Origin of the sequence: Pseudomonas sp., assembly GCF_002796985.1 — a bacterium.
Classification (GTDB): Bacteria; Pseudomonadota; Gammaproteobacteria; order Pseudomonadales; family Pseudomonadaceae; genus Pseudomonas.
The window spans coordinates 243985-269044 of record NZ_PEKX01000012.1; the positions used below are offsets into that span (position 1 = coordinate 243985).

A 25060-nucleotide genomic window follows, 5' to 3' on the forward strand; every position below is an offset into this window, starting at 1 on the left:
AGAACTAGGCGTCCCCCTCGCTCCTACAGAAGTCCCTTCAGAACGTCTCGTTGCGCGCCGCCTTCTCCAACAGCAGCGCCGGTGGCAGGAAGCGTTCGCCGTACTGCTCGGCCAGGTACTGGGCGCGGGCGACGAAGTCTTTCAGGCCGTACTGGTTGATGAACTGCAGCGCGCCGCCACTCCAGGCCGCGAAGCCGATGCCGAAGATCGAGCCGATGTTGGCGTCGGCGGTGGACAGCAGCACGCCCTCCTCCACGCAGCGCACCGTCTCGATGGCCTGCACAAAGAGAATGCGGTCGCGCACGTCCTCGGCGGATATCTGCGCGTCAGCCTTCTCGAAGCGCTGCTTCAGTTCCGGCCACAGGTGCTTCTTGCCATTGGCGGGATAGTCGTAGAAGCCGGCGCCGGCGGCTTTGCCCGGGCGCTTGTACTCGTTGACCATCAGGTCCACCACGGCGAAGGCCGGGTGCCCGGGCAACTGCTTGCCTTCGGCTTCCAGATCCTTGCGGGTCTGCTCGCGGATGTGGGTCATCAGGCTCATCGACACTTCGTCACTGATCGCCAGCGGGCCCACCGGCATGCCGGCCTGGCGCGCCTGGTTCTCGATCATCGCCGCCGACACGCCCTCGCCGAGCATGGCCAGGCCTTCGTTGGTGAAGGTGCCAAACACGCGGGAGGTGAAGAAGCCACGGCTGTCGTGGACGACGATCGGGGTCTTCTTGATCTGCAGGACGTAGTCGAAGGCGCGGGCCAGGGTGACGTCGTCGGTCTTCTCGCCGCGGATAATCTCCACCAGCGGCATCTTGTCCACCGGGCTGAAGAAGTGCAGGCCGATGAACTTCTGCGGCTGCGCCACCGCTTCGGCCAGGCCGGTAATCGGCAGGGTCGAGGTGTTGGAGGCGATCACCGCCTCGGGCAGCGCGGCGGACTCGGCGGCAACGCTGACCTTGGCCTTCAGGCCACGGTCCTCGAACACCGCTTCGATGATCAGGTCGCAACCTTCGAAGTCGGCATCGCTGGCGGTCGCCTTGATCCGTGCGAGGAAGGCGTCGCGCTTCTCGGCGCTCATCTGCCCGCGCCCGACCTTCTTGTCCAGCAGACCGGCGGAGTAGGCCTTGCCCTTCTCAGCCGCTTCGAGGGAGACGTCCTTGAGCACCACCTCGATACCGGCGGCGGCCGAGACGTAGGCGATGCCCGCGCCCATCATGCCGGCGCCGACCACGCCGACCTTCTTCGTCTGCTGCGGCGGGATGCCCTGCGGGCGGGACTTGCCGGCGTTGATCTCGTTGAGCTGGAACCAGAAGGTGCCAATCATGTTCTTCGCCACCTGGCCGGTGGTCAGCTCGGTGAAGTAGCGCGCTTCGATCAGCTGCGCGGTGTCGAAGTCCACCTGCGCGCCTTCGACGGCGGCGCACATGATCTTCTCCGGCGCCGGGAAGCAGCCCTTGGTCTTGTCGCGCAGCACCGACGGGGCGATGGCCAGCATCTGCGCCACGGCGGGGCTGGACGGCGTGCCGCCGGGGATCTTGTAGCCGGCGCTGTCCCACGGTTGCTTGGCGGTCGGGTTGGCGGCGATCCACTCGCGGGCCTTGCCCAGCAGCTCTTCGCGGCTGGAGGCCAACTGATGCACCAGGCCGGCCTTGAGCGCCTGGTCCGGGCGTACCTTCTTGCCTTCGGCCAGGTACGGCAGGGCCTTCTCCAGGCCGAGCAAGCGCACCATGCGCACCACGCCGCCACCGCCGGGCAGCAGGCCCAGGGTGACTTCCGGCAGGCCGAGCTGGACGTGGCTTTCGTCCAGAGCGATACGGTGGTGGCAGGCCAGGCAGATTTCCCAGCCGCCGCCCAGGGCCGCGCCGTTGATGGCAGCGACTACCGGCTTGCCGAGGGTTTCCAGGCGACGCAGCTGGCCCTTGATGACCAGGATGCCTTCGTAGAAAGCCTGGGCGTCGGCCTTGGTCACCTTGATCAGTTCATTCAGGTCGCCGCCGGCGAAGAAGGTCTTCTTCGCGGAGGTGATCACCACGCCGGCGATCGACTCCTTCTCGGCTTCCAGGCGCGCCACGGTGGCGGCCATGGCCTCGCGGTACACACCGTTCATGGTGTTGGCGCTCTGGCCGGGCATGTCCATGGTCAGGACGACGATGTTGTCCTGGCCTTTCTCATAACGGATGGCGTCAGTCATTTTTGCTCTCTTCCCAGGGTGGGAGACCTGTAGGAGCGAGCTTGCTCGCGAAGCTCTGGAGGGTTCGCGAGCAAGGACTAGGCGTCCCCCTCGCTCCTACGAAAAGTCAGATTCGTTCGATGATGGTGGCTATGCCCATACCGCCGCCCACGCAGAGGGTGGCCAGGCCGTAGCGCAGGTTGCGCCGCTCCAGTTCATCCAGCAGGGTGCCGAGGATCATGCAGCCGGTGGCGCCCAGCGGGTGGCCCATGGCGATGGAGCCGCCGTTGACGTTGACCTTGCTCTCCGGCACGCCCATGTCCTTCATGAACTTCATCACCACCGAGGCGAAGGCTTCGTTCACTTCATAGAGGTCGATGTCCTCGGCCTTCAGCCCGGCCTTGGCCAGTGCCTTGCGGGTCGCCGGCGCGGGGCCGGTGAGCATGATGGTCGGGTCGGTGCTGGTCACCGCGGTGGCGACGATGCGCCCGCGGGCCTTCAGGCCCAGCTCGCGGCCCTTGGCCTCGGAGCCGATGAGCATGGCGGTAGCGCCGTCGACGATGCCCGAGCTGTTGCCCGGCGTGTGCACATGCTCGATGCGCTCGACGAAGCTGTACTTGCGCAGCGCGCTGGCGTCGAAGCCCATCTGCCCCATCATCTCGAAGCTGGGCTTGAGCGCGCCGAGGCCTTCGAGGGTGGAGTCGGCACGAATGAATTCGTCATGGTCGAGCAGGACGATGCCGTTCTGGTCGGTCACCGGCACCAGCGACTTGGCGAACAACCCTTCGGCTCGGGCCTTGGCGGCCTTCTGCTGGGAACGCAGGGCGAAGGCGTCGACGTCGGTACGGCTGAAGCCTTCGAGGGTGGCGATCAGGTCGGCACCGATACCCTGGGGGACGAAGCTGGTGTGCAGGTTGGTTTCCGGGTCCAGCGCCCAGGCGCCGCCGTCGGAGCCCATGGGCACGCGGGACATGGACTCCACGCCGCCGACCACCACCAGGTCCTCGAAGCCCGAGCGCACCTTCATGGCGCCCAGGTTGACCGCTTCCAGGCCCGAGGCACAGAAGCGGTTGATCTGCATGCCGGCAACCTGCTCGTCCCAGTCGGCCACCAGCGCGGCGGTCTTGGCGATATCCGAGCCCTGGTCGCCCACCGGGGTCACGCAGCCCAGGACGATATCGTCGACCTGGGCGGTATCGAGCTGGTTGCGCTGCTGCAGCGCGCGCAGGACACCGGCCATCAGGTTGACCGGCTTGACGCTGTGCAGCGCGCCGTCCTTCTTGCCCTTGCCGCGGGGAGTACGCACCGCGTCGTAAATGAATGCTTCGGTCATGGCGTTCTCTCTTAGAGTTGTCGTCACGCAGGCGTGGCGTGTCGGCCTACCTTAGCGGTGTAGCGGCTGGGGGCAATGACCGCAGCGCTCAGCGCAATTGACCGCCACGCTCAGTCAGCGACCGGCGGCGAGCGCGCCGAAGGCTCTGGAAAGGGGATAACGACGAAGGCGGACGAACGGTCGGCCAGCGCACCAGAGCTGTCACCGTGCCGTCATATAGATGGAATATGCCTGGAGTTGCAGGACTTGCTGCCAGATGGTCTAAGCCCGCGCGGCACTAGGCTTAGACTCAAACAGGCAGATGATGCGAAGAGTGCCGTTGCCGGGTTTTGCCGGCTCGGCTCGAGAAACCAGAAGCCAAGGCATGCGCTCCACTATCAACAGGCCGTGAGTGAGCCGTGCCAAGAACAAGAAAGGCGGAAGGACATCATGGACAAACAATCGAGAAAATGGCGTCAGGCAAGCCTGATCGTCTTCGCAACCACCGTAGTTTTGATCATCCCCAATCTGAGTCGTCTGGTCGGCTAGGGCCAGCACCCGGCACCCCCGCCGCTGCGCACCGCGCGCCGCCATCCGCGAGCCACGGTCAACGCAGCGCGGGAGCCACCTCTCCCTGCATCACCCCGTCAGCCTCTGCTAATGTTCCGCGGCCCACTCCTGCGCCCCGGATGCGACCATGCGCCCATTGCTGCTGACGCTGCTCCTGCTCTGCCCCACCACGTTCGCCGCCACGCTCACCCTGGAATTGCCCGACGGCAAGCACGACCTCACTACCGAGCAACTGCTGGCCAACCCCCAGGCGCGGGACATCGAAATCCCCGCGGACGTCTCCTACAACCGCACCATGCATTACCGCGCGGTGCCGCTGGCGGCGCTGCTGCAAGGTGTGAAGCCGGCTGATCACCTGCAGGCCGTCGCGCTGGACGGCTTCGCCGCCGAACTGCCGGCCGCGCCGCTGCTGGCGGAGAAAGGCTCGCGCGCCTGGCTGGCCATCGAGGAGCCGAACAAGCCCTGGCCGCCACTGGCCGAAGGCAAGCCTTCCGCCGGACCGTTCTACCTGGTGTGGAGCGATCCGAAAGCCGCCGGCATCGGCCCGGAGCAGTGGCCCTTCCAGGTCGCCAGCATCCGTTACCTGAAGCCGCTGGCCGAACGCTTCCCGGCGCTGCTGCCGGCGAAGAATGCGCCGCAAGCGGTGCAAAACGGCTTCGCCCAGTTCCAGAAGAACTGCCTGGCCTGCCACCGCCTGAACGGTGCGGGCGACTCGCAGTTCGGCCCGGACCTGAACCTGCCGCACAACCCCACCGAGTACTTCGCACAGGGTTACCTCAAGCAGTACATCCGCGACCCGCAGAGCCTGCGGCACTGGCCCGAGGCGCGGATGAAGGGCTTCGCCGCCGATGTGATCAGCGACCCGGAGCTGGATCAGATCGTCGCGTATCTGAAGCACATGGCCGGGCGCAAGGCGAAGAGCGCCAGCAACTGACTCTCCTGCCCCGCCCGAGGACGCGGGCGGCGCATTCTTGTCAGCCCCAGACCTCAGAACTACGCTGCTAGAGCGTGCCCTCCCGCTGTGAGCACATTGCCATCAACGTAGGTGCCGACGTTCGGCGCAGTTCGGCCGCACGGCTCCCAGAATCAAAACAACAGGAGTCGATTCATGTCCTCAGTGAAATTGTCTTCAGCGCCATTGCTTTCAGTGAAAGCCGCGGCCCTGGCCTTCGCCGGCGTCAGCCTGCTGTCCAGCGCCTCGTTGCAGGCGGCTGAAGAACTCAAACAGCTCGGCCAGCCCGAAGGCGCGCTCGACATCATTGCCTGGCCCGGCTACATCGAACGTGGCGAGAGCGACAAGAACTACGACTGGGTCAGTCAGTTCGAGAAGGACAGCGGCTGCAAGGTCAACGTGAAGACCGCCGCCACCTCCGACGAGATGGTCAGCCTGATGGCCAAGGGTGGCTACGACCTGGTGACCGCCTCGGGCGACGCCTCGTTGCGGCTGATCTACGGCAAGCGTGTGCAGCCGATCAACATCTCCCTGGTGCCCAACTGGAAGAACGTCGACAAGCGCCTGCAGAACGCGCCCTGGCACACCGTGGACGGCAAACACTACGGCACCCCCTACCAGTGGGGGCCGAACGTGCTGATGTACAACACCAAGGTCTTCCCCAAGGCGCCGGAGAGCTGGAGCGTGGTGTTCAGCGAGCAGAAGCTGCCCGACGGCAAGAGCAACAAGGGCCGCGTGCAGGCCTACGACGGCCCGATCTACATCGCCGACGCGGCGCTCTATCTGAAGACCACTCAGCCCTCGCTGGGCATCCAGGACCCGTATGAGCTCAACGAGGAACAATACGCCGCCGCCCTCAAGCTGCTGCGCGAACAACAGAAGCTGATCCACCGCTACTGGCACGATGCGACGGTGCAGATGAGTGACTTCAAGAACGAGGGCGTCGCCGCTTCCGGCTCCTGGCCTTACCAGGTCAACGCGCTGCAGGGCGAGAAGCAGCCGATCGCCTCGACCATTCCCACCGAAGGCGTTACCGGTTGGGCCGACACCACCATGCTGCACGTCGACGCCAAGCACCCGGTATGCGCCTACAAGTGGCTGAACTGGTCCCTGGAACCCAAGGTGCAGGGCGACGTCGCCGCCTGGTTCGGCTCGGTGCCCGCCGCACCCGATGGTTGCACCGGCAGCCAACTGCTCGGCGCCCAGGGTTGCGCCACCAACGGCTACGACCAGTTCGACCGCATCGCCTTCTGGAAGACCCCCCAGGCCAAGTGTGACCAGGGCCAGTGCGTGCCTTACAGCCGGTGGACGCAGGACTACATTGCAATCATGGGCGGGCGATGACCACGCTCCGCGCCAATCGCCAACTGCAAGCAAACCTGCTGACGAACCGCCCAGCGCCAAAGTGGCCGGGAAATCCATTCGCGAACAAGCTTGCGGCCTCATGTGCGCCATGGATGGCGCTGAATTTACCTCCCCCCCATCGGCGCAGGGCGCGCAGCCAGGGTTGGGGAGAGGGCCCCCAGCGCAGGCGCCCCTGAGACAATCAGATCGCCGTCGCCCCACCATCCACCGGCAGCGCGATGCCGGTGGTGAAGCCGGCGTGGTCGCTGCACAGGTAGAGCACGGCGGAAGCAATTTCCTCGACGCGGCCGACGCGACCCACCGGGTGCATGGCGGCGGCGAACTCGGCCTTCTTCGGGTCCGCCTCGTAGGCGCGGCGGAACATGTCGGTGTCGATCACCGCCGGGCACACCGCGTTGACGCGGATTTTCTTCTTCGCGTACTCGATGGCGGCGGACTTGGTCAGGCCGATCACCGCGTGCTTGGAGGCGGCGTAGATGCTCATCTTCGGCGCGGCGCCCAGGCCGGCGACCGAGGCGGTGTTGACGATGGCGCCGCCGCCCTGCTCCAGCATCACCGGAATCTGGTGCTTCATGCACAGCCAGACGCCCTTCACGTTGACGCCCATGATGGCGTCGAACTCGCTCTCCTCGCCGTCGGCCAGCTTGCCCTTCTCGATCTCGATGCCGGCGTTGTTGAAGGCATAGTCCAGGCGGCCGTAGGCGGCCACGGTGCCTTCCACCAGCGCCTTGACCTCGGCGTCGCGGGTCACGTCGCAACGGATGAAGGTCGCCTCGCCACCCGCCGCGCGGATCAGCTCGACGGTGCCTTCGCCGCCCTTGGCGTCGACGTCGGAAACCACGACCTTCACGCCCTGCTGGGCGAAGGCCTGGGCGGTGGCGCGGCCGATGCCGTTGGCGGCGCCGGTGACCAGGGCGACCTGGCCGGAAAGCAGCTGACTCATGAGCATTCCTCGAAAGCGTTGCGAAGCGAATGGGGATAACCGTCGCAGTCTAGCCAGCACGTTGCGGGCGCGAAGCACTATCAGGCGGGGCGACATCGCTGCATCCACACCAATGATGATTCCGCCAAATCCGGATCACTGGAACCGATGGACGGACATTCCCCCGGCGGACGGAACTTGCCCCAACGCCGCGCGCGGACTATCACCTAGGCTTTCCCCCTGACTGAGTCCACTGCCATGCCCGCCCAGATCAACCGTCAGTTCCAGCTCGCCCAGCGCCCGGTCGGCGCCGCCACCCGCGACACCTTCGCCTACGTGGAAACCCCGGTCGGCGAGCCTGGCCCCGGCCAGATCCTGGTGCAGAACCAGTACCTCTCGCTGGACCCGGCCATGCGCGGCTGGATGAACGACGCCAAGTCCTACATCGCCCCCGTGGCCATCGGCGACGTGATGCGCGCCCTCGGCGTGGGCAAGGTGATCGCCTCGCAACACCCGGATTTCAAAGTCGGCGACGAAGTGAACGGCGCCCTCGGCGTACAGGACTACTTCCTCGGCGAGCCCAAGGGCTTCTACAAGGTCGACAGCCAGCGCGCGCCGTTGCCGCTGTACCTCTCGGCGCTGGGCATGACCGGCATGACCGCCTACTTCGGCTTCCTCGATGTCGGCCTGCCGCAAGCCGGTGACACCGTGGTCGTCTCCGGCGCCGCTGGCGCGGTGGGCAGCGTGGTCGGGCAGATCGCGAAGATCAAAGGCTGCCGCGTGGTCGGCATCGCTGGTGGCGCCGACAAGTGCCGCTACCTGGTGGACGAGCTGGGCTTCGATGGCGCCATCGACTACAAGGCCGAGGACCTCCATGCCGGCCTCAAGCGCGAGTGCCCCAAGGGCGTGAACGTGTTCTTCGACAACGTCGGCGGCGACATCCTCGACGCCGTGCTGGCCCGCCTGGCACCCAAGGCGCGGGTGGTGATCTGCGGCGCGATCAGCCAGTACAACAACAAGGAAGCCGTGCGCGGCCCGGCCAACTATCTGTCGCTGCTGGTCAACCGCGCGCGCATGGAAGGCATGGTGGTAATGGACTACGCCCACCGCTTCCAGGAAGGCTTCAAGGACATGGCGACCTGGATCGCCGAAGGCAAGCTGAAGTCCAAGGAGGACATCGTCGAAGGCCTGGAAACCTTCCCCGAGACCCTGGCCAAGCTGTTCAGCGGCGAGAACTTCGGCAAGTTGGTACTCAAGGTCTGACGGCCCAGGCAGCTCTGATGTAGGAGCGAGCTTGCTCGCGAACGCTCTGTCCGGCGATTGCGGTGCTGGGCGGTTCGCGAGCAAGCTCGCTCCTACAGACAAGACTTCGCATCCTGCACGCTTTCCGCGCTCTATCTCGATGATTTCCGACAAGCTCTGAACCGCCTTTCCAGCTAGGATTTCCCTTGGTCGATTCCAAGGAAGATCCCCCCGATGTCCCTCGCCCGTTGGCTGCCCGGTCTGGACAGCCTGCTGCACTACCGTTTCGACTGGCTGCCACGCGACGTGCAGGCCGGCCTGTCGGTGGCTGCGGTGCAAATTCCCACTGCCATCGCCTACTCGCAGATCATCGGCTTCCCGCCCCAGGTCGGGCTTTACGCGTGCATCCTGCCGATGCTGATCTACGCCATCGTCGGCAGCTCGCGGCAGTTGATGGTCGGGCCGGACGCTGCCACCGCGGCCATGGTCGCGGCGGCCATCACACCGCTGGCGGCGGGTAACCCGGAGCGGCTGCTGCAATTGTCGATGCTCGTCGCCGTACTGGTCGGCGCCCTGTCCATCGCCGCCGGTTTCGCCCGCGCCGGCTTCGTCGCCAGCTTCCTCTCGCGGCCAACACTGGTGGGCTACCTCAACGGCATCGGCCTGAGCCTGATCGCCGGCCAGTTGGGCAAGATCCTCGGTTACCACAGCGAAACCAGCGGCTTCGTCCGCGGCCTGATCGCCCTGGTGCGCAACCTCGCCGATACGCACCTGCCGACCCTGGCGCTGGGCATCGGCACGCTGGCGCTGATGATCCTGCTGCCACGCCGTTACCCGAAGATTCCCGGCGCGCTGGTGGGCGTGCTGTTTGCCTCGGTGATCGCCGCCGTGTTCGGCCTCGACCAGTACGGCATCAAGCTGCTCGGCGAAGTACCGCAGGGCCTGCCGCAACTGAGCTGGCCGAAGACCAGTTACGAGGAACTGGGCAGTCTGTTCCGCGATGCCATGGGCATCACCATCGTCAGTTTCTGTAGCGCCATGCTCACTGCGCGCAGCTTCGCCGCCCGCCACGGTTATGCCGTCGATGCCAACCACGAGTTCATGGCGCTGGGCATGGCCAACATCGGCGCAGGGATTTCCCAGGGTTTCGTCATCAGCGGCGCCGACTCGCGCACGGCGGTGAACGACATGGTCGGCGGCAAGAGCCAACTGGTCGGCGTGGTCGCCGCGCTGGTGATCGGCCTGGTGCTGCTGCTGTTCAGCAAGCCGCTGGGCTGGGTGCCGATGCCGGCGCTGGGCGCGGTGTTGCTGATGGCCGGCTGGGGGTTGATCGACTTCCGCGCACTGCGCGGTTTCTGGGCGCTGAGCCGGTTCGAGTTCGGCCTGTGCGTGCTGACCACCGCTGGCGTGCTCAGTGTCGGCGTGCTGCCGGGGATTTTCGTCGCCATCATGCTCGCCCTGTTGCGCCTGCTCTACCTCACCTATCGCCCCCATGATGCGGTGATGGGCTGGGTGCACGGCATCGATGGGCAGGTGGAGATCGAGCAGTATCCCAATGCACGTACCCTGCCGGGGCTGGTGATCTATCGCTTCGACGCGCCGATCCTGTTCTTCAACGCCGACTACTTCAAACAACGCATCCTCGAAGTGGTAGCCGAGGCGCCAAACGCGCGCGCGGTGCTGCTCAATGCCGAGGGCATTCTCAACCTCGACATCAGCGGCCTGACCACGCTGCGCGAAGTGCAGCAGACCCTCGACGCCCAGGGCGTACACCTGTCCCTGGCGCGGGTGACCGGCGAGGCGATGGCGATGCTCAAGCGCTCCGGCGCGCTGGGCGAGGTGAAGCCGCCGCTGGTGTTCAGCTCGGTGCGCGCGGGGGTCAACGCCTACCGGCGCTGGCACCAGCAACGCAAGCGCGAGCAGGAGGCGAAGGCCGCCGAATCACAGGCGGAACTGCCCGACCAGGCCCTGTAATTCCCGGCTGAGCTGCGCCAGCTCGACGCTGGAGGACGCGGTGGACTCCATGGCCTGCGCCGATTCGTCGGCGATGCCTCGGATGCTGCTGACACTGCGGCTGATCTCCTCGGCCACCGCGCTCTGCTGTTCGGAAGCCGCAGCGATCTGTTGGTTCATCTGGTGGATCACCGCGACCGCCGAAGCGATGGTGCCCAGCGCGGCCTCGGTCTGCACCGCATCGCCCACGGTCATCTCCACCAGCGCGTGACTGCGCTGCATGCGCTGCACCGACGTATTCGCGCCGTTCTGCAGGGCAGCGATCAGCGTCTCGATTTCGGCGGTGGACTGCTGAGTCCGCCGCGCCAGCGCCCGCACCTCGTCCGCCACCACCGCAAAGCCCCGGCCCTGCTCTCCCGCCCGCGCCGCCTCGATGGCCGCATTGAGTGCCAACAGGTTGGTCTGTTCGGCGACGTTCTTGATCACCACCAGCACGCTGCCGATGCTCTGGCTCTCGCGGCCGAGCTGTTCGATGCTCTGGGTGGCTGCGCGCACGGCATCGGCCAGTTGCTCGATGCGGCCGAGCGTCTGGCGCACCACATCCTGACCACTGGCGACCTTGCCGTCGGCCTGCTCGGCGGAGCTGGCAGCTTCCTCGGCATTGCGCGCGACGTCATGCACGGTGGCAGCCATCTGGTTCATTGCCGTGGCCACCTGGTCGGTCTCGGCCTTCTGGCTGTTCACCCCGAGCTGGGTGCGCTCGGTGACGGTGGACAGTGCCTGCGCTGAAGCGCTGATCTGCCCCACACCATCGCTGAGCCGGCTGACGATGCCGCGCAGGCTGTCGGCCATGCTCCCCACCGCACCCATCAGTTGCCCCACTTCATCCTTGCGCTGTACGTCGATGCTGACGCTCAGGTCGCCCTCGGCGATGCGGCGGGCGATGCCGATCACCTGGCGCAGCGGCCGCACGATCATCCAGGTGATCAGCAGCGAAGCCAGCGCGCCCACCAGCAGCGCCAGCGCCGCCGAAGCGACGATCAGCAGAGTGTTGGTGCGCAGCTGGCTCTGCATGGCCACGCGCTGGGCAGCATAGGCATCGTCGACCTGCTGCATGACCAGCGCCGCGCGGTCGTTCATCTGTGCGTGGACCTGTTTTTCCTGCTCCAGGCTGGCGGTGTACTCGTCGAGCTTCTCGACGAAGGCGTTGATGTTGGTGATGACATCCTTGAGCACCGAGACGTAGGTTGGATCGGTGATGGCTTCCTGAAGCTTGGCGGACAACTCCAGCGCCTCGGCGGCCGACTTGATACGGCCGCCCTCGGCCTTTTCTTCACCGCCTGCGTCCATGCGCGAGCGGGCCTCGTTCAGGCCCTGCAGCACCAGACGGTAGAGCTGGCTGACCTGGGCGGCCTGCTGCAGCAGTTCCTCGCCCTTCTGGCCCTGGGAATCCTTGAGTTCGTACGCGCCGTCATCGGCCAGGCTGGACTGCAGGATGTCCAGGCTGTTGGACGCGCCGCTCACCGACCAGGTGGCGGCGTCCAGCGACAGGCGCCGGCTCTTGCTGGACTTCTCGAAGCTGGCGAACGCCGCCAGGTAGTCGGCGATGCCCTGCTCCACCTGGGCCATGGCAGCGGCCTGGTCCGGCTGCACCTTGAGCCGCGCTACCGCCTCACCGAGGTTGCCGGCATGATCGCGCAGGCGCTTGGCGGAGGCGTCGCTGGCGTCGATGACGAAGTCCTTCTCGCTCTGGCGCATCTCCAGCAGTTCGCGGTTGATGGTCGACATGTCGCCGAGCAGATCGAAGCGCTGGGCAATCACCCGTAGCGAGGTAACGCCGATCACCGCCACCAGAACGGTGAGCAGCAGCACCAGGCCGAAACCGATGGCCAGTTTGCGGGCCGTGCCCATATCGGCCAGACGACGCTGCACGAAGGCAACCATGGCATCTCTCCCCATCCGCAAAGGCGTTGCAGGAAATCCTTGAAGGTCTCCTGATCGTTATCGTTGCTTTTGCGCGGAACATTAGGAGCGCCGCCACCCACTGGATAGAGGGCGCGGCGGTGATGGCACGGTGATGCTGCAGAGAGATACGCAGAGGTCGTATCCAGAACACTGAACAGGAGTTTCCTGCCCCGGAAAGGGAAATCGCCGACAGCGCACTATCGGCCTGACCGGTCAGATTCCGACACCTGACTTTCCATCCAAGGTGCTCGGATGAACGCCTACTACCAACTGGTCCTGCAACGCCCGCTCGCCGGGTTCGCCCATGAACTCCTGCTGCCGGAGTTGTATCGCGAGCAGCGCCGCCTCGATCCGTTGCTGCTGGCTCGCGGGCTCCTGCCGATCCGTCGTTTCGTTTGCCCGCTGGCCTGCGACGAGGTCAAGGGTGAGTGGCTGGACTGTTGGTTCGACGCCCAGACCGGCTGGCGGCTGGTGCACGGCATCATCAGCCTGATTCACGGCAGCACGCAGGAACTCACCCGCCGCGATCAATTGCTGTCGGAACTCTTCGCCCTCGGCGAACGACTGGACGTGGCGCGCATGACCGGCACCCACTGGCAGCTCGGCCTGGAACTGGAATTTGCCTGACGCCGCAGCGCCAGGCGCGGCGCCTTACTTCGGGCGAATCATGCTGAAGGTATCGCGGGTATAGCTGTACTGGGTACCGCCCAGGCGACCCACCAGGTCCAGCTTCGCCGGGTCGATGTGGCGCTCGTCCTGCATCACCGACTCGTCGATGTGCGCCAGCAGCACGCGGGCGAAGATCAGCATGCTGGAAGGATTCTCTGCCGGGTACGGCATGATTTCCGCGAGCTGGCACTCGAAGGCCACCGGTGCGCCAACCACGCGGGGCGGCGCCACACGGTCGCTGGGCACGGTAGCGATGCCGGCGTGCTCGATCTCGCTGGCGCCGTGGGGCAGCCAGGCGGCGGTGGCGTTCATGTGCTCGGCCTGGGTGGCGCTGACCAGGTGGATCACCAGCTCGCCGGTCTCGCGCACGTTGCGCAGGGTGTCCTTGACGCTGCCGTCCTCACGCACGCTGGTGTTGACCAGCAGGGTCGGCGGTGAATCGCTGATGACCTGGAAGAAGCTGAACGGCGCGAGGTTGCTTTGACCCTCCGCAGACAGCGTGGAGACCCAGGCAATGGGCCGCGGCGTGACGGTGGAGGCCAGCCAGCGGTAGGCCTCGGACTTGGTCAGTTGGGTGAAGTCGAGTTGCATGGGCATTTCCAGATAAAGCGTGAGCGATGCGGTGGGAAGGCGCGGGCCGCTTCAGGCGGCCCGGCGACACACGGCTCAGCGGCCGGCGCGGGATTCCTGGATGTAGAAGCGCGCGCGGCTGGCCTTGTCGGAGCAACCGGTATACGCCTCGACCTGCTGCTGGGTCTTGGCGGCGGTCAGCAGGCCAAGGGCCTTGGAGTAGCTGACGGTGCCGGCAAAGCCTTCGGCCTTGGCCAGGTCCAGCTCGTGCCAGGCGGCGTCGAGTTGCGAGGCGCAGCTGTCGCGGTTGACGGTCTTGCCCGAGCAGCCGGCGACAGCCAGCAGCAGAGCGAGGATCAGGGGAATGCGCGGCATGACGAAACTCCTGCAGATGTTCGAGGTGAATCCAGCTTAGATCGCGGCACAGCGGCCTGCCGGACGGCGCCGCAGTATGCCACCGGACGGATGGCGTTCAAGCGACTACTACACTGTTTGCCCACGGGGTATCCCGACAGGAGAAAGATCATGGTGCACCAGGGCAGCTGCCATTGCGGGCAGATCGCGTTCGAAGTGGAAGGGGATGTCGGTGAAGTCGTGTCATGCAACTGCTCGATCTGCCGGCGCAAGGGCTCGCTGCTGTGGTTCGTGCCGCGCGGCAAGCTGAAGCTGACGACTCCTGAGAGTGCGATGAGCACCTATACGTTCAACACCCATCGCATCGAGCACCGTTTCTGCCCCACCTGCGGGTGCGCACCCCTGGCCTTCGCCTCGGCCCCGGACGGCACGCCGATGGCGGCGATCAATGTGCGCTGTTTGCCGGGGGTGGAGCTGACGGGGCTGACGGTGAAGGAGTACGACGGCAAGAGCGTGTGAGATGGCTTGATTCGCTGCCGGCTTGGAGACATCGCGGACGGAGTCCGCTCCTACGCATCTGCATGACCTTGGGTAGGAGCGGACTCCGTCCGCGATTGGCCAGCCGCCGCCGCGGACTCAATCAACGCTCCGCGCGAAAGCGCAGGTACTCCACCACCTCATCCTGCGTCCCGCGGAACTCCACGCGCTCGCCCTTGCTCTCGCGCTGGAAGGCATACATGGGGTCGTAGTACTCGCTCAGCAAACCCTCGATCCAACCCCGGTGCAGGTCGACCGCGCCACTGCGCTTCTGCTCCTCCAGTGCTGCATCCATGATCGCCGACAGGCGCTGGTAACGCTCGCCACCCAGGCGCTTGACGATGCCGGACAAGGCCTTGCGCAGGTAGGCCGCAAAGGCGTCGAAGCCACCCTCCTCGCCCACCACCTGCACATGGTCGGCGCACAGGTCCACCACGTAGTCCTTGAGAATGCGTTCCACGCGCTGCTCGAAGCTGTCTTCCAGCCACACCAGTGGGTAGTGCTGCATACCCTGGTACAACTCCAGCGGCACCGAGCAGCTGCCGACGATACGCCCCTCGTCCTCCAGCACGAACTGCTCCAGGCCGGCGTGGCGCTTTTTCAGGATGTCGATGGCCAGGCGGTTCTCGAAATCGATCTGCGCCGGCTGCGGCGTGGCGCGGCGGCCGAAGGCGGAGCCACGATGGTTGGCGTGGCCTTCGAGGTCCAGGCTGTTGGCCAGTTGGGCGATGACCTCGGTCTTGCCAGTGCCGGTCAGCCCGCCCACCAGGACGAACTGGCATTCATCGACGGCGGCACGGGTGGTATCGAAGAGGAAGCCGCGCATCGCCTTGTAGCCGCCGACCACGCGCGGGTAGTCGATGCCCGCTTCGGTCTTCAGCCACTGCTGGGTGATCTGCGAGCGCAGCCCGCCACGGAAGCAGTACAGGTAACCCTCGGGGTTGGCCTTGGCGAAGTTCGCCCAGGCCTCGATGCGCTCGGCCTTGAGCTCGCCGCAAACCAGCTCGTGGCCCAACGCGATGGCCGCCTGTTGGCCGTGCTGCTTGTAGCTGGTGCCGACCTTCTGCCGCTCGAGGTCATTCATCAGCGGCAGGTTCACCACATGGGGGAACGCGCCCTTGTCGAATTCGACCGGGGCGCGCACATCCATCATTTTCACATCGCCGAGGAACAGCTCGCGGTAGTGGCGGGTGTTGTCACGCATTACGCCACCTCGACCGCGTGACGCTGTCGGCCGACCAGCTCGCCGATCGGCGCCAGTTCCAGACCAAGCTCTTTGGCAGCAGCGAGGAATTGCGCCTCGCCCTCCGGCTCCACCGCCACCAGCAGGCCGCCGCTGGTCTGCGGGTCGCAAAGCAGCAGCTTGTGGAGCTCGGGCAGCGGCGCGATGCGCTCGCCGTAACTGTCGAAGTTGCGCAGGGTGCCGCCGGGTACGCAACCGGCTTCCAGGTAGTACTCGACGCTGGCCAGACGCGGTACGGCGTCATAGCGGATGCGCGCAGTCAGCCCGCTGCCGTCGGCCATTTCCACCAGGTGGCCGAGCAGGCCGAAACCGGTGACATCGGTCATCGCCTTCACGCAGTCGAGCTTGCCGAAGCGCGCGCCGGGCTTGTTCAGGGTGCACATCCAGTCGCGGGCGACGCCCACGTCCTCGGCGCGCAGCTTGGCCTTCTTCTCGGCGGTGGTGAGGATGCCGATGCCCAGCGGCTTGGTCAGGTACAGCTTGCAGCCGACGGTGGCGGTGTCGTTGCGCTTCATGAAGCGCTTTTCGACGAGCCCGGTAACGGCCAGGCCGAAGATCGGCTCGGGGGCGTCAATGGAGTGGCCGCCCGCCAAGGGGATGCCCGCTTCGTCGCAAACCTTGCGGCCGCCGGCGATCACTTCACGGGCGATCTCCGGCGCCAGCACGTTCACCGGCCAGCCGAGGATGGCGATGGCCATCAGCGGGTCGCCGCCCATGGCGTAGATGTCGCTAATGGCGTTGGTGGCGGCGATTCGGCCGAAGTCGAAGGGATCGTCGACGATCGGCATGAAGAAGTCGGTGGTGGACACTACCCCGCGCTCGGCGTCGATAGCATAGACAGCGGCGTCGTCACGCGAGGCGTTGCCGACCCACAGCTTCGGGTCGAGATTCTGCGCACCGCTGCCGGCGAGGATGACCTCCAGGACCTTGGGGGAAATCTTGCAACCACAGCCGGCACCGTGGCTGTACTGGGTCAGGCGGATCGGTTCGCTCATCTGAAGGCTCCGGGCTAGGAAATCAAACGGCGATTCTAGCAAAGGCTGGCTTGGCTCGACCGTCTCCCCCGGCGTATCGTCGCAAGGTTCGTCACGCGGAGTTGCCCCATGTCAAAACAGATCGCGCTGGTACTCGGTTCCGGCGGCGCGCGCGGTTATGCGCATATCGGAGTGATCGAGGAGATCGAACGGCGCGGCTATGAAGTGGTGTGCATCGCCGGCTGCTCGATGGGCGCGGTGATCGGCGGCATCTACGCCGCCGGCAAACTGGGCGAGTACCGCGACTGGGTGGAAAGCCTGGACTACCTCGACGTGCTGCGCCTGCTCGACGTCAGCTTTCGCCTCGGGGCCATTCGCGGCGAGCGGGTATTCGGCAAGATCCACGAAATTCTCGGCGAGATCGACATCGAACAACTGCCGATCCCCTACACCGCCGTGGCCACCGACCTGACCAACCAGCAGGAAATCTGGTTCCAAGAAGGCTGCCTGCACCAGGCCATGCGCGCCTCGGCGGCGATCCCCAGCTTGTTCACCCCGGTCATGCAGGGCACCCGCATGCTGGTGGACGGCGGTCTGCTCAACCCGCTGCCGATTGTCCCGGTGGTCTCGACCCATGCCGACCTGATCGTCGCGGTCAACCTCAACGCCACCAACCAGCGCCAGTACTCGCTGCCGGTGATCGAACGGCCGCCGGCCCTCAAGGGTCGCTTCGATTCGGTGATCTCCGGGCTGTCGAACAAGTTGAGCTTCTTGCGCCGTGGCGACGTCGAGCCGCCACCGGAACTGATCGCCGACGCCCTGCTCCACCCGGTACCTGCTACCTCCGAGGAGCCGGCCGAACCGGAGATGCAGCAACCCGCCGCCGCCCCGCAGGCCAAGGGTTCACCGCGCTCGGCCACCGGCAGCCACGTGATCGACAGCAGCAGCCCCGCCTCGCTGCTGGAGTTGGTCAATCAGAGCTTCGAGGTGATGCAGACGTCGCTGGCGCAGTACAAGATCGCCGGCTACCCGCCGGACATCCTGATCAACGTGCCCAAGCGCGTTTGCCGCTTCTTCGAGTTCTACAAGGCCCCCGAACTCATCGCCCTCGGCCGGCAGATCGCCAGCGATACGCTGGATCGGTATGAGGCGGAGAATCCGTATTGAGTTGAGCCACCTTGTAGGAGCGCCCCCTGGGCGCGATGGCGAGCATGGCCCGCTTACAGGTGAACGCCGGTGTCAGGCGGTTCGCGAGCAAGCTCGCTCCTACGAAGAGCGCCATCGCGACGCTTTGGCTCGCGAAGACTTCCAGAGAAACATCCGCGCACGCCGGCTGCCCCGTTCAGGAGGCCTCGTTGAAGCGGAGTTTCAGGGGTTGAGCGACATGGATGTCGCGAGAGCGCTGTCGGGCCAGGGATGGCCCGTCGAGGGGGACGCCTAGTTCGCGCCCCTGAAACTGCGCTTCAACGAGGGGATTTTTCGCCCCAAGCGAAAAACCGGATGTCCGGGGCAAGACCTTTTGGTTCCTTTTGGGGCGATTGCCAAAAGGGACTCGCTCGAGGGGCGAAACACGAAGTCCGCGCGCACGCCGAAGCGGCGCATGAACACCCAACCTGAGGCAAGAGCATCGCGGACAGAGTCCGCTCCTACCTGATACCCCTGCGCTGGGATCTGCCCTCACCCTAGCCCTCTCCCAGAGGGAGAGGGGACCGTCCGGCATAGGGCGACACCATGCAGTCAGCCTGCACGACCGTCCCGCCAAACGAGGCCCGCCGCCAGGGTTGAGCGGAGGAGACGCCCTGGCCAACTCTCCCAGAAGCAGTTTCGTAGGGCGGATAACCCGTTCCGGGTTATCCGCCCTACGTGCTACGAAGTGGCCCCAGGCGTTCAGACCTCGCGCAACCGATAGCCAACCCCCGCCTCGGTGACGATGAAACGCGGCATCGCCGGGTCATCGGCGAGCTTCTGCCGCAGGTGACCGACCACCACGCGCAGGTAATGGGTGTCTTCGGCGTGAGTCGGCCCCCAGATATCCTTGAGCAGTTGCTGCTGGGTGACCACGCGGCCGACATGCCGCGCCAGGGTCGAGAGCACCGCGTATTCCTTGCGGGTCAGCGAGACTTCCTCGCCATCGAGCAATACCCGGCGATAGGAGAAATCCACACTCAGCGGCCCCACCGCGACCACCGCCTCCTGCGTCTCGCCGCTCGCCCCCTGGCGCAGCAGCACACGGATGCGCGCGAGGAACTCCTGGATGCCGAAGGGCTTGGTCACGTAGTCGTTGGCACCGCTGTCCAGCGCCAGCACCTTCTCGCTCTCGCTGGCGCGCACCGAGAGCACCAGCACCGGCACCTGTGACCACTCGCGAAGTTCGCGAAGCACGTCCTGGCCGTCCTTGTCCGGCAGGCCGAGGTCGAGCACTACCAGGTCCGGGCGGCCCAGCGCGGCCTGGGCCAGACCTTCCTCGCCGGTGCCGGCTTCCAGCACCTTGTAGCCGCCGGCGTTCAGGCTGATGCGAAGGAACTTGCGGATCTGCGGTTCGTCATCGACGACCAGGATGGTGGCGGCGCTGGCGTTCATCGGCAGTCCGGGCTGGCTGGGGGCGTCCAGCTTGAGCCTTTCAGACAGCAGCATCAAGTTGCTCCAGGTCCGGCTGTTGCTGCAGCGGCAGGTGCAGCATGAGCGTGGTGCCGCGCCCGTCGATACCGTCCTCGACGGTGATTCGCCCGCCATGGGCGCCGACCATGCCCTGGCAGATCGCCAGTCCCAGACCGGTCCCCTGGCCGCCACGATCACCACGGGCGGCGGTGTAGAACATGTCGAAGATCTTCTCGCGCTCCGCCGGTGGAATGCCCGGCCCTTCGTCACTGACCAGGAAGCGCAGCTCCTCCTCGCCCTGCTCCACCGCCACCCGCAGGCAACCTTGCGGCGGCGAGAAGCGTGCGGCGTTTTCCAGCACGTTGACCAGCGCCTGTTCGATCAGCGCGGCATGCACATAGAGCAGCGGCAGTTCCGGCTCGACGTGGGTTTCCACCCGATACGGGGCGACCACCGCGCGCAGGCGATTGAGCGCGCTGCCGACGATGTCGCCGGGCGACACCCAGTCCCGCGACAGCTTCAGCCCACCGTGACCAAGGCGGGTCATGTCCAGCAGGTTCTGGATGTAGCGGTCCAGGCGCTCGGCTTCGTCGCGGGTACTCTCCAGCAGTTCGCGACGGTCGGGCGGCGGGATCGCGTCGCCCAGCGCCAGCAGACTGTCGATGGCACCGCGCATGGAAGTGAGCGGCGTGCGCAGGTCGTGGCTGACCGACGCCAGCAGCGCGCTGCGCAGTTGTTCGGTTTCGCCGTGCAAGCGCGCGGCTTCGAGGTCTTCCGCCAGACGCGCGCGGGCCAGCGCCTGCGCCAGCGGTTGGCCAAGTGCCGCGAGCAGACGGCGACGCGAGCCAGGCAATGGCTGAGCATCGCGCGGGCTGACGCCGAGCAGCGCCAGCGGGCCGTCTTCGCCGGACAGCGGCCACCACCACCAGCGCCCACCCGGCAGCGTGCCGGTGCCCAGGCCGGCGGGCTGATCGTGCTGCCAGGCCCAGTCGGCAGCAGCGCGCTCCTGATCTTCCAGCACGCGACTCAGACCGCCCTCCGCCTTCCACTCACCATTGACCCGGCCGAGCAGGCAGATGTCCAGTCCCTCCCAGCCGCCGAGCTGCTGCGCAGCGGCGGCCATCACCGCCTGGCGGTCGGTGGCGGCGGTGAGTTTGCGCGACAGATCGAGCAGTTGGCTGGTTTCTTCCTGCGTCTCGCGAAGCGCCTGCAACTGCCGGCGCTGACGGGCCGCGAGGTTGCCGGTGAGGCCGGCCATGAGCAGGAAGAACAGCAGCGTCAGCACGTCTTCCTCGCGCTGGATGGCGAAGGAGAAATGCGGCGGGATGAACAGGAAGTCATAGGCCAGGAACGACAGCACCGCGCAGGCCAGCGCCGGGCCGAGGCTGCTGCGTACCGCCACCAACAGCACGGCGGCAAGGAACACCAGGGAGATGTTCGGCAGTTCCAGCACGCTGGCCACGCCCCAGGCCAATGCGCTGGCGCAGGCGGCGGCGAGTGCGGCGAGCAGGTAGTTGCCCCAGGGCCAGGGGGATGGCGGGCGCACCTTGGGCGGCGCGAGATCGGCTTCGCTGTCGAGTACGCTGATTTCCAGGCCGTCCCCCAGGCGCAGCAGGCGCGCCGCCAGCCCGCCGCCGAACAGCACGCGATACCAGCGCTGCCGCGAGCGGCCGACCAGCAGCAGCGTGGCGCGGCGTTCCTTGGCGTGCTCGACCAGGGTGCGCGCCACTTCGCCACCGCGCAGTTCGACTACGTCACCGCCCAGGCGCTCGGCCAGTTGCTGGGCGCTCTGCAATTGCATACGCGACGATTCGCTGCGCGGCTCGCCAGTCTCCACATGCACCAACGACCACGGCAGATGCCGGCGTTCGGCCACGCGGCTGGCATGGCGCACCAGGCGCTCGGCGTTGTGTTCGCCGTCCACCCCTACCAGCAGGCGCCCGCGCACGGCCGGGGCATCGCCGCCTTGCTGGCGATAGCGGTGGGCGAGGTCGTCGTCCACGCGCGCAGCGGCGGTCTGCATGGCCAGTTCGCGCAGCGCGGTGAGGTTGGTCTGGCTGAAGAAGGCGTCGATGGCGGCGCGGGCCTGCTCGGGCACGTAGACCTTGCCCTCGCGCAGGCGCTCCAGCAGTTCGCGCGGCGGCAGGTCGATCAGCAGCAGTTCGTAGGCTTCCTGTAGCACCCAGTCGGGCACGGTTTCGCGCACCTGCACGCCGGTGATGTCGCGCACCTGGTCGTTGAGGCTTTCCAGGTGCTGGACGTTGACCGTGGTGTAGACGTCGATGCCGGCCGAGAGCAGTTCCTGGATGTCCTGCCAGCGCTTGGCGTGGCGGCTGCCGGGGGCATTGCTGTGGGCCAGTTCGTCCACCAGCGCCAGGGTTGGCGGGTCGGCGAGCAGGCCGTCGAGGTCCATTTCCACCAGTTGGATGCCCCGGTACTCGGAACGCTTGAGCGCCTGCTGCGGCAGGCCGGCCAACAGCGCTTCGGTCTCCGCGCGGCCGTGGGTTTCGACGATGCCCACGCGCAGTTTTACACCCTGGCGCAGTTGGCTCTGGGCGGCCAGCAGCATGGCGTAGGTCTTGCCGACGCCCGGCGCGGCGCCGAGGAATACCTTGAGACGGCCACGGCCCGTGGGGGGCAGGTCGGCCAGCAGGGCGTCGGCGCGGTTGGGGTCGGTCATGGGGCTATCCTCGGAGCGCGTTGGGCGCTCGTTTCATGGGGGGAGTGAGAGTTCAAGAGCCCCTCACCCCAGCCCTCTCCCAGAGGGAGAGGGAGCTGTCCTCTGCCAATGGACGGCCCTGCGTTTTTACCCATACCGCGGCAGTGCGGTACTGGCGCAGGAGTCTAGCGAGGCAGGCTGGCCAGGGCCATGTTCAGCGCCAGCACGTTGACCACGGCGGGGCCGATCAGCGGGCGTTCGGTGTTCGCTTCCACCAGTTTCTCCAGGCTCGCTGCCGGTACGCCGCGTTCCAGGGCGATGCGTGGTACCTGGTACAGCGCGGCAGCGGGCGGCAATTGCGGGTCGAGGCCGCTGCCGGAGGTGGTGACCAGCGCCAGCGGTACCGGCTGGGCGCCGATCTGCTGGGCGGCGGCATCCTTGGCGATGCGTTCGGCCAGCGCCGGGTTACCGGGCGCGAGGTTGCTCGCGCTGCTGGAAACGGTGGCGAAATCGCCGGCCGAGGGCCGCGAGTGGAACCACTGGGCGCCGTCGAATTTCTGCGCGATCAGTGCCGAGCCGCGCACGTTGCCCTGGTCGTCGCGGACCAGGCTGCCATTGGCCTGGTCGTGGAAGGCGACCTGGGCGATGCCGGTAACGGCCAGTGGGTAGGCGACACCGGTGACGGCGCTGAGCAGCACCAGCGAGGCAATGGCGGGGCGGAGTTGGTTGAGCATTTTCGTATTCCTCTTGTCAGGTTCGGAGCGAGGGAATGCCCTCACCCCTGCCCTCTCCCAGAGGGAGAGGGAGTAGTTCGGCGTGTCCGGCGAGATCGGGGATTGGCCGGATCCTGTAGGAGCGAGCTTGCTCGCGAACAATCATCCAGCAGCTCCGGCGCTCGGGCGGTTCGCGAGCAAGGACTGGGCGTCCCCCTCGGTCCTACGAAGAGCAACCTCAGGCCAGGCCGATGGCGACCAGGATCATGTCGATCACCTTGATCCCCACGAACGGCGCCACCAGCCCGCCCACGCCGTAGATCAGCAGATTGCGCCGCAGCAGTTGCGAAGCGTCGCTGGCCTGCACGCGCACACCGCGCAGGGCCAAGGGAATCAGCGCAACGATGATCAGCGCGTTGAACACGATGGCCGAGAGAATCGCGCTCTGCGGGCTGGCCAACTGCATCAGGTTGAGCACGCCCAGCTGCGGGTAAATGCCGGCGAACAGCGCGGGGAGGATGGCGAAGTACTTGGCCACGTCGTTGGCCACCGAGAAGGTGGTCAGCGCGCCACGGGTCACCAGCAGTTCCTTGCCGACCTGTACCACGTCCAGCAGCTTGGTCGGGTCGCTGTCCAGGTCCACCAGGTTGGCGGCCTCACGGGCAGCCTGGGTGCCGTCGTTCATGGCCATGCCGACGTCCGCCTGGGCCAGTGCGGGGGCGTCGTTGGCGCCGTCGCCGCACATCGCGACCATGCGCCCTTCGCCCTGCTCCTGGCGGATGCGCGCCAGCTTCTTCTCCGGCGTGGCTTCGGCGATCACGTCGTCCACGCCCGCTTCGGCGGCAATGGCGGCGGCGGTCAGCGGGTTGTCGCCGGTCACCATCACGGTGCGGATGCCCATGCGGCGCAGTTCGGCGAAGCGCTCGCGGATGCCCGGCTTGACCACGTCCTTCAAGTGGATGGCGCCCAGCAGCTTGCCGTCGGCCACCACCAGCAGCGGCGTGCCGCCGCTCTGGGCGATGCGTTCGATCTCCTTGGCCAGGCTCTCGGGCATCTGCGCGCGGTCCAGGCCGACGAAAGCCAGCGCGGCGTCCACCGCGCCCTTGCGGTAGACATGGCCATCCATGTCGATGCCCGACAGGCGCGTCTCGGCGCTGAAGGCAATCGGCGTCACCCGCGCACGGTCCGGCTCCGGCAGGACGATCTGCGCACGCAGGAACTCAATGATCGACTTGCCCTCCGGCGTGTCATCGGCCAGCGAGGCGAGGAACGCGCCCTCGGCCAATTCCAGCGATTGCACGCCGGGCGCGGTGTGCAGCGCGCTGCAGCGGCGGTTGCCGAAGGTGATGGTGCCGGTCTTGTCGAGCATCAGCACATGCACGTCCCCCGCCGCTTCCACGGCGCGGCCGGACTTGGCGATGACGTTCAGGCGCACCAGGCGGTCCATGCCGGCGATACCAATGGCCGAGAGCAGGCCGCCGATGGTGGTCGGGATCAGGGTCACCAGCAGCGCCACCAGGAACACCAGCGGCAGGTTGCCGCCGGCGAACAGGGCGAAGGGCTTCAGGGTCACGACCACCAGCAGGAAGATCAGCGTCAGGCCGATCAGCAGGATGTCCAGCGCCACTTCGTTGGGGGTCTTCTGGCGCTTGGCGCCTTCCACCAGGGCGATCATCCGGTCGAGGGTCGACTCGCCGGGGTTGGCGGTGATCTTCACCAGCAGCCAGTCGGACACCAGCCGGGTATTGCCGGTCACGGCCGAGCGGTCGCCGCCGGATTCGCGGATCACCGGCGCGGACTCGCCGGTGATGGCGGCCTCGTTGACCGCCGCCACGCCTTCGATCACCTCGCCGTCGCCGGGGATCAGTTCGCCGGCTTCGACGCGCACCACATCGCCCTTGCGCAGGCTGCTGGCGGCGACTTTCTCGAAGTTGCCGCTAGGGGTCCGGCGCAGGGCCTGCAGGCCCTGGGTGCCGGCCTTGAGGCTGTCCGCGCGGGCCTTGCCACGGCCCTCGGCAAGCGCCTCGGCGAAGTTGGCGAAGAGTACGGTGAACCACAGCCACACGGCGATCTGCACGGCGACGAAGGTCGGCACCGACTCACCACCGACCATGCAGAGCACGGTGGTCAGCACAGCGGTCAGGGCCACCACCAGCATCACCGGCGAGCGTTGCAACTGGCGCGGGTCGAGCTTGACGAAGGCCTGCACCAGCGCCGGTTTCCACAGGGCGGACAGCGCAGTGGTCGGGCGCTTCTCGGCGACCTTCTTCGGCGCCAGTTCCTGGGTATGTGCGTTCATGT

The 25060-nt window shown here is 66.6% G+C and carries 19 protein-coding genes; 7 read left to right on the top strand and 12 right to left on the bottom strand.

The window, feature by feature from the left end; all coding sequences use genetic code 11:
• Positions 1 to 37 precede the first annotated feature (37 nt).
• Complete coding sequence (locus tag CTR55_RS18820; protein WP_296288335.1) at positions 38 to 2182, bottom strand: 3-hydroxyacyl-CoA dehydrogenase NAD-binding domain-containing protein; 2145 nt, start codon at positions 2180 to 2182, stop codon at positions 38 to 40.
• Between the two features lie 106 nt (positions 2183 to 2288).
• Positions 2289 to 3494 carry an acetyl-CoA C-acetyltransferase gene (locus CTR55_RS18825; protein ID WP_296288336.1) on the bottom strand — a complete coding sequence of 402 codons (1206 nt, stop codon included), beginning with the start codon at positions 3492 to 3494 and terminating at the stop codon, positions 2289 to 2291.
• 676 nt (positions 3495 to 4170) lie between these two features.
• Between CTR55_RS18825 and CTR55_RS18830 the strand changes: the two genes are divergently transcribed.
• A complete protein-coding gene (locus tag CTR55_RS18830; RefSeq protein WP_296288337.1) occupies positions 4171 to 4977 on the top strand; it encodes a cytochrome c in 807 nt (268 codons plus the stop codon).
• A gap of 174 nt (positions 4978 to 5151) precedes the next feature.
• A complete protein-coding gene (gene ydcS / locus CTR55_RS18835) occupies positions 5152 to 6339 on the top strand; it encodes a putative ABC transporter substrate-binding protein YdcS (protein ID WP_296288338.1) in 1188 nt (395 codons plus the stop codon).
• Positions 6340 to 6541: 202 nt separating this feature from the next.
• Here the strand turns inward: ydcS and CTR55_RS18840 are convergent, their stop codons facing one another.
• Positions 6542 to 7303, bottom strand: a complete 762-nt coding sequence (locus CTR55_RS18840; RefSeq protein WP_081520647.1) for an SDR family oxidoreductase — start codon at positions 7301 to 7303, stop codon at positions 6542 to 6544.
• Between the two features lie 237 nt (positions 7304 to 7540).
• On the opposite strand from CTR55_RS18840, the gene CTR55_RS18845 reads away from it, so the two are divergent.
• On the top strand, positions 7541 to 8545 hold the full coding sequence (locus tag CTR55_RS18845) for an NADP-dependent oxidoreductase (protein ID WP_296288339.1): 1005 nt from the start codon (positions 7541 to 7543) through the stop codon (positions 8543 to 8545).
• A gap of 213 nt (positions 8546 to 8758) precedes the next feature.
• Complete coding sequence (locus CTR55_RS18850) at positions 8759 to 10498, top strand: SulP family inorganic anion transporter (RefSeq protein WP_296288340.1); 1740 nt, start codon at positions 8759 to 8761, stop codon at positions 10496 to 10498.
• On the opposite strand, the gene CTR55_RS18855 is transcribed toward CTR55_RS18850, so the two are convergent.
• Positions 10466 to 12421 (bottom strand): methyl-accepting chemotaxis protein, encoded by a 1956-nt coding sequence (locus CTR55_RS18855; protein WP_296288341.1) that lies wholly within the window; start codon positions 12419 to 12421, stop codon positions 10466 to 10468. The genes CTR55_RS18850 and CTR55_RS18855 overlap by 33 nt on opposite strands.
• A gap of 273 nt (positions 12422 to 12694) precedes the next feature.
• Between CTR55_RS18855 and CTR55_RS18860 the strand changes: the two genes are divergently transcribed.
• Positions 12695 to 13069, top strand: a complete 375-nt coding sequence (locus CTR55_RS18860; protein ID WP_296288342.1) for a hypothetical protein — start codon at positions 12695 to 12697, stop codon at positions 13067 to 13069.
• Between the two features lie 24 nt (positions 13070 to 13093).
• Here the strand turns inward: CTR55_RS18860 and CTR55_RS18865 are convergent, their stop codons facing one another.
• Both CTR55_RS18865 and CTR55_RS18870 read right to left on the bottom strand, forming a co-directional pair.
• The gene (locus CTR55_RS18865) at positions 13094 to 13702 is read right to left on the bottom strand and encodes a flavin reductase family protein (protein ID WP_296288343.1); all 609 of its coding nucleotides are present in this window, start codon (positions 13700 to 13702) and stop codon (positions 13094 to 13096) included.
• 75 nt (positions 13703 to 13777) lie between these two features.
• The gene (locus CTR55_RS18870) at positions 13778 to 14056 is read right to left on the bottom strand and encodes a hypothetical protein (RefSeq protein ID WP_296288344.1); all 279 of its coding nucleotides are present in this window, start codon (positions 14054 to 14056) and stop codon (positions 13778 to 13780) included.
• Positions 14057 to 14206: 150 nt separating this feature from the next.
• Between CTR55_RS18870 and CTR55_RS18875 the strand changes: the two genes are divergently transcribed.
• Entirely contained in the window at positions 14207 to 14554 is a 348-nt protein-coding gene (locus tag CTR55_RS18875) for a GFA family protein (RefSeq protein WP_296288345.1), read from the top strand.
• Between the two features lie 121 nt (positions 14555 to 14675).
• On the opposite strand, the gene mnmH is transcribed toward CTR55_RS18875, so the two are convergent.
• Positions 14676 to 15776, bottom strand: coding sequence for a tRNA 2-selenouridine(34) synthase MnmH (gene mnmH / locus CTR55_RS18880; protein WP_296288346.1), 1101 nt, complete (start codon positions 15774 to 15776; stop codon positions 14676 to 14678).
• Positions 15776 to 16810, bottom strand: a complete 1035-nt coding sequence (selD, locus tag CTR55_RS18885) for a selenide, water dikinase SelD (RefSeq protein ID WP_296288347.1) — start codon at positions 16808 to 16810, stop codon at positions 15776 to 15778. The genes mnmH and selD overlap by 1 nt, the downstream gene beginning before the upstream one ends.
• 108 nt (positions 16811 to 16918) lie before the next feature.
• On the opposite strand from selD, the gene CTR55_RS18890 reads away from it, so the two are divergent.
• On the top strand, positions 16919 to 17956 hold the full coding sequence (locus tag CTR55_RS18890) for a patatin-like phospholipase family protein (protein WP_296288348.1): 1038 nt from the start codon (positions 16919 to 16921) through the stop codon (positions 17954 to 17956).
• A 720-nt stretch (positions 17957 to 18676) separates the two neighbouring features.
• Here CTR55_RS18890 and CTR55_RS18895 read toward each other — a convergent pair.
• From CTR55_RS18895 to kdpB, 4 genes are all read right to left on the bottom strand, one after another.
• The gene (locus CTR55_RS18895) at positions 18677 to 19369 is read right to left on the bottom strand and encodes a response regulator (RefSeq protein WP_296288396.1); all 693 of its coding nucleotides are present in this window, start codon (positions 19367 to 19369) and stop codon (positions 18677 to 18679) included.
• A gap of 40 nt (positions 19370 to 19409) precedes the next feature.
• Complete coding sequence (locus CTR55_RS18900) at positions 19410 to 22067, bottom strand: sensor histidine kinase KdpD (protein ID WP_296288349.1); 2658 nt, start codon at positions 22065 to 22067, stop codon at positions 19410 to 19412.
• A gap of 164 nt (positions 22068 to 22231) precedes the next feature.
• Positions 22232 to 22780: a potassium-transporting ATPase subunit KdpC gene (kdpC, locus tag CTR55_RS18905; protein WP_138525202.1), complete on the bottom strand. Its 549-nt coding sequence runs from the start codon at positions 22778 to 22780 to the stop codon at positions 22232 to 22234.
• A gap of 217 nt (positions 22781 to 22997) precedes the next feature.
• Entirely contained in the window at positions 22998 to 25058 is a 2061-nt protein-coding gene (kdpB, locus tag CTR55_RS18910) for a potassium-transporting ATPase subunit KdpB (RefSeq protein ID WP_296288351.1), read from the bottom strand.
• Between the last annotated feature and the right edge of the window lie 2 nt (positions 25059 to 25060).

Bases quoted from the DNA above. Each gene is read 5' to 3' on its own strand.
- CTR55_RS18820 (WP_296288335.1), bottom strand. From the start codon at position 2,182: ATGACTGACGCCATCCGTTATGAGAAAGGCCAGGACAACATCGTCGTC.
- CTR55_RS18825 (WP_296288336.1), bottom strand. From the start codon at position 3,494: ATGACCGAAGCATTCATTTACGACGCGGTGCGTACTCCCCGCGGCAAG.
- CTR55_RS18830 (WP_296288337.1), top strand. From the start codon at position 4,171: ATGCGCCCATTGCTGCTGACGCTGCTCCTGCTCTGCCCCACCACGTTC.
- ydcS (WP_296288338.1), top strand. From the start codon at position 5,152: ATGTCCTCAGTGAAATTGTCTTCAGCGCCATTGCTTTCAGTGAAAGCC.
- CTR55_RS18840 (WP_081520647.1), bottom strand. From the start codon at position 7,303: ATGAGTCAGCTGCTTTCCGGCCAGGTCGCCCTGGTCACCGGCGCCGCC.
- CTR55_RS18845 (WP_296288339.1), top strand. From the start codon at position 7,541: ATGCCCGCCCAGATCAACCGTCAGTTCCAGCTCGCCCAGCGCCCGGTC.
- CTR55_RS18850 (WP_296288340.1), top strand. From the start codon at position 8,759: ATGTCCCTCGCCCGTTGGCTGCCCGGTCTGGACAGCCTGCTGCACTAC.
- CTR55_RS18855 (WP_296288341.1), bottom strand. From the start codon at position 12,421: ATGGTTGCCTTCGTGCAGCGTCGTCTGGCCGATATGGGCACGGCCCGC.
- CTR55_RS18860 (WP_296288342.1), top strand. From the start codon at position 12,695: ATGAACGCCTACTACCAACTGGTCCTGCAACGCCCGCTCGCCGGGTTC.
- CTR55_RS18865 (WP_296288343.1), bottom strand. From the start codon at position 13,702: ATGCAACTCGACTTCACCCAACTGACCAAGTCCGAGGCCTACCGCTGG.
- CTR55_RS18870 (WP_296288344.1), bottom strand. From the start codon at position 14,056: ATGCCGCGCATTCCCCTGATCCTCGCTCTGCTGCTGGCTGTCGCCGGC.
- CTR55_RS18875 (WP_296288345.1), top strand. From the start codon at position 14,207: ATGGTGCACCAGGGCAGCTGCCATTGCGGGCAGATCGCGTTCGAAGTG.
- mnmH (WP_296288346.1), bottom strand. From the start codon at position 15,776: ATGCGTGACAACACCCGCCACTACCGCGAGCTGTTCCTCGGCGATGTG.
- selD (WP_296288347.1), bottom strand. From the start codon at position 16,810: ATGAGCGAACCGATCCGCCTGACCCAGTACAGCCACGGTGCCGGCTGT.
- CTR55_RS18890 (WP_296288348.1), top strand. From the start codon at position 16,919: ATGTCAAAACAGATCGCGCTGGTACTCGGTTCCGGCGGCGCGCGCGGT.
- CTR55_RS18895 (WP_296288396.1), bottom strand. From the start codon at position 19,369: ATGAACGCCAGCGCCGCCACCATCCTGGTCGTCGATGACGAACCGCAG.
- CTR55_RS18900 (WP_296288349.1), bottom strand. From the start codon at position 22,067: ATGACCGACCCCAACCGCGCCGACGCCCTGCTGGCCGACCTGCCCCCC.
- kdpC (WP_138525202.1), bottom strand. From the start codon at position 22,780: ATGCTCAACCAACTCCGCCCCGCCATTGCCTCGCTGGTGCTGCTCAGC.
- kdpB (WP_296288351.1), bottom strand. From the start codon at position 25,058: ATGAACGCACATACCCAGGAACTGGCGCCGAAGAAGGTCGCCGAGAAG.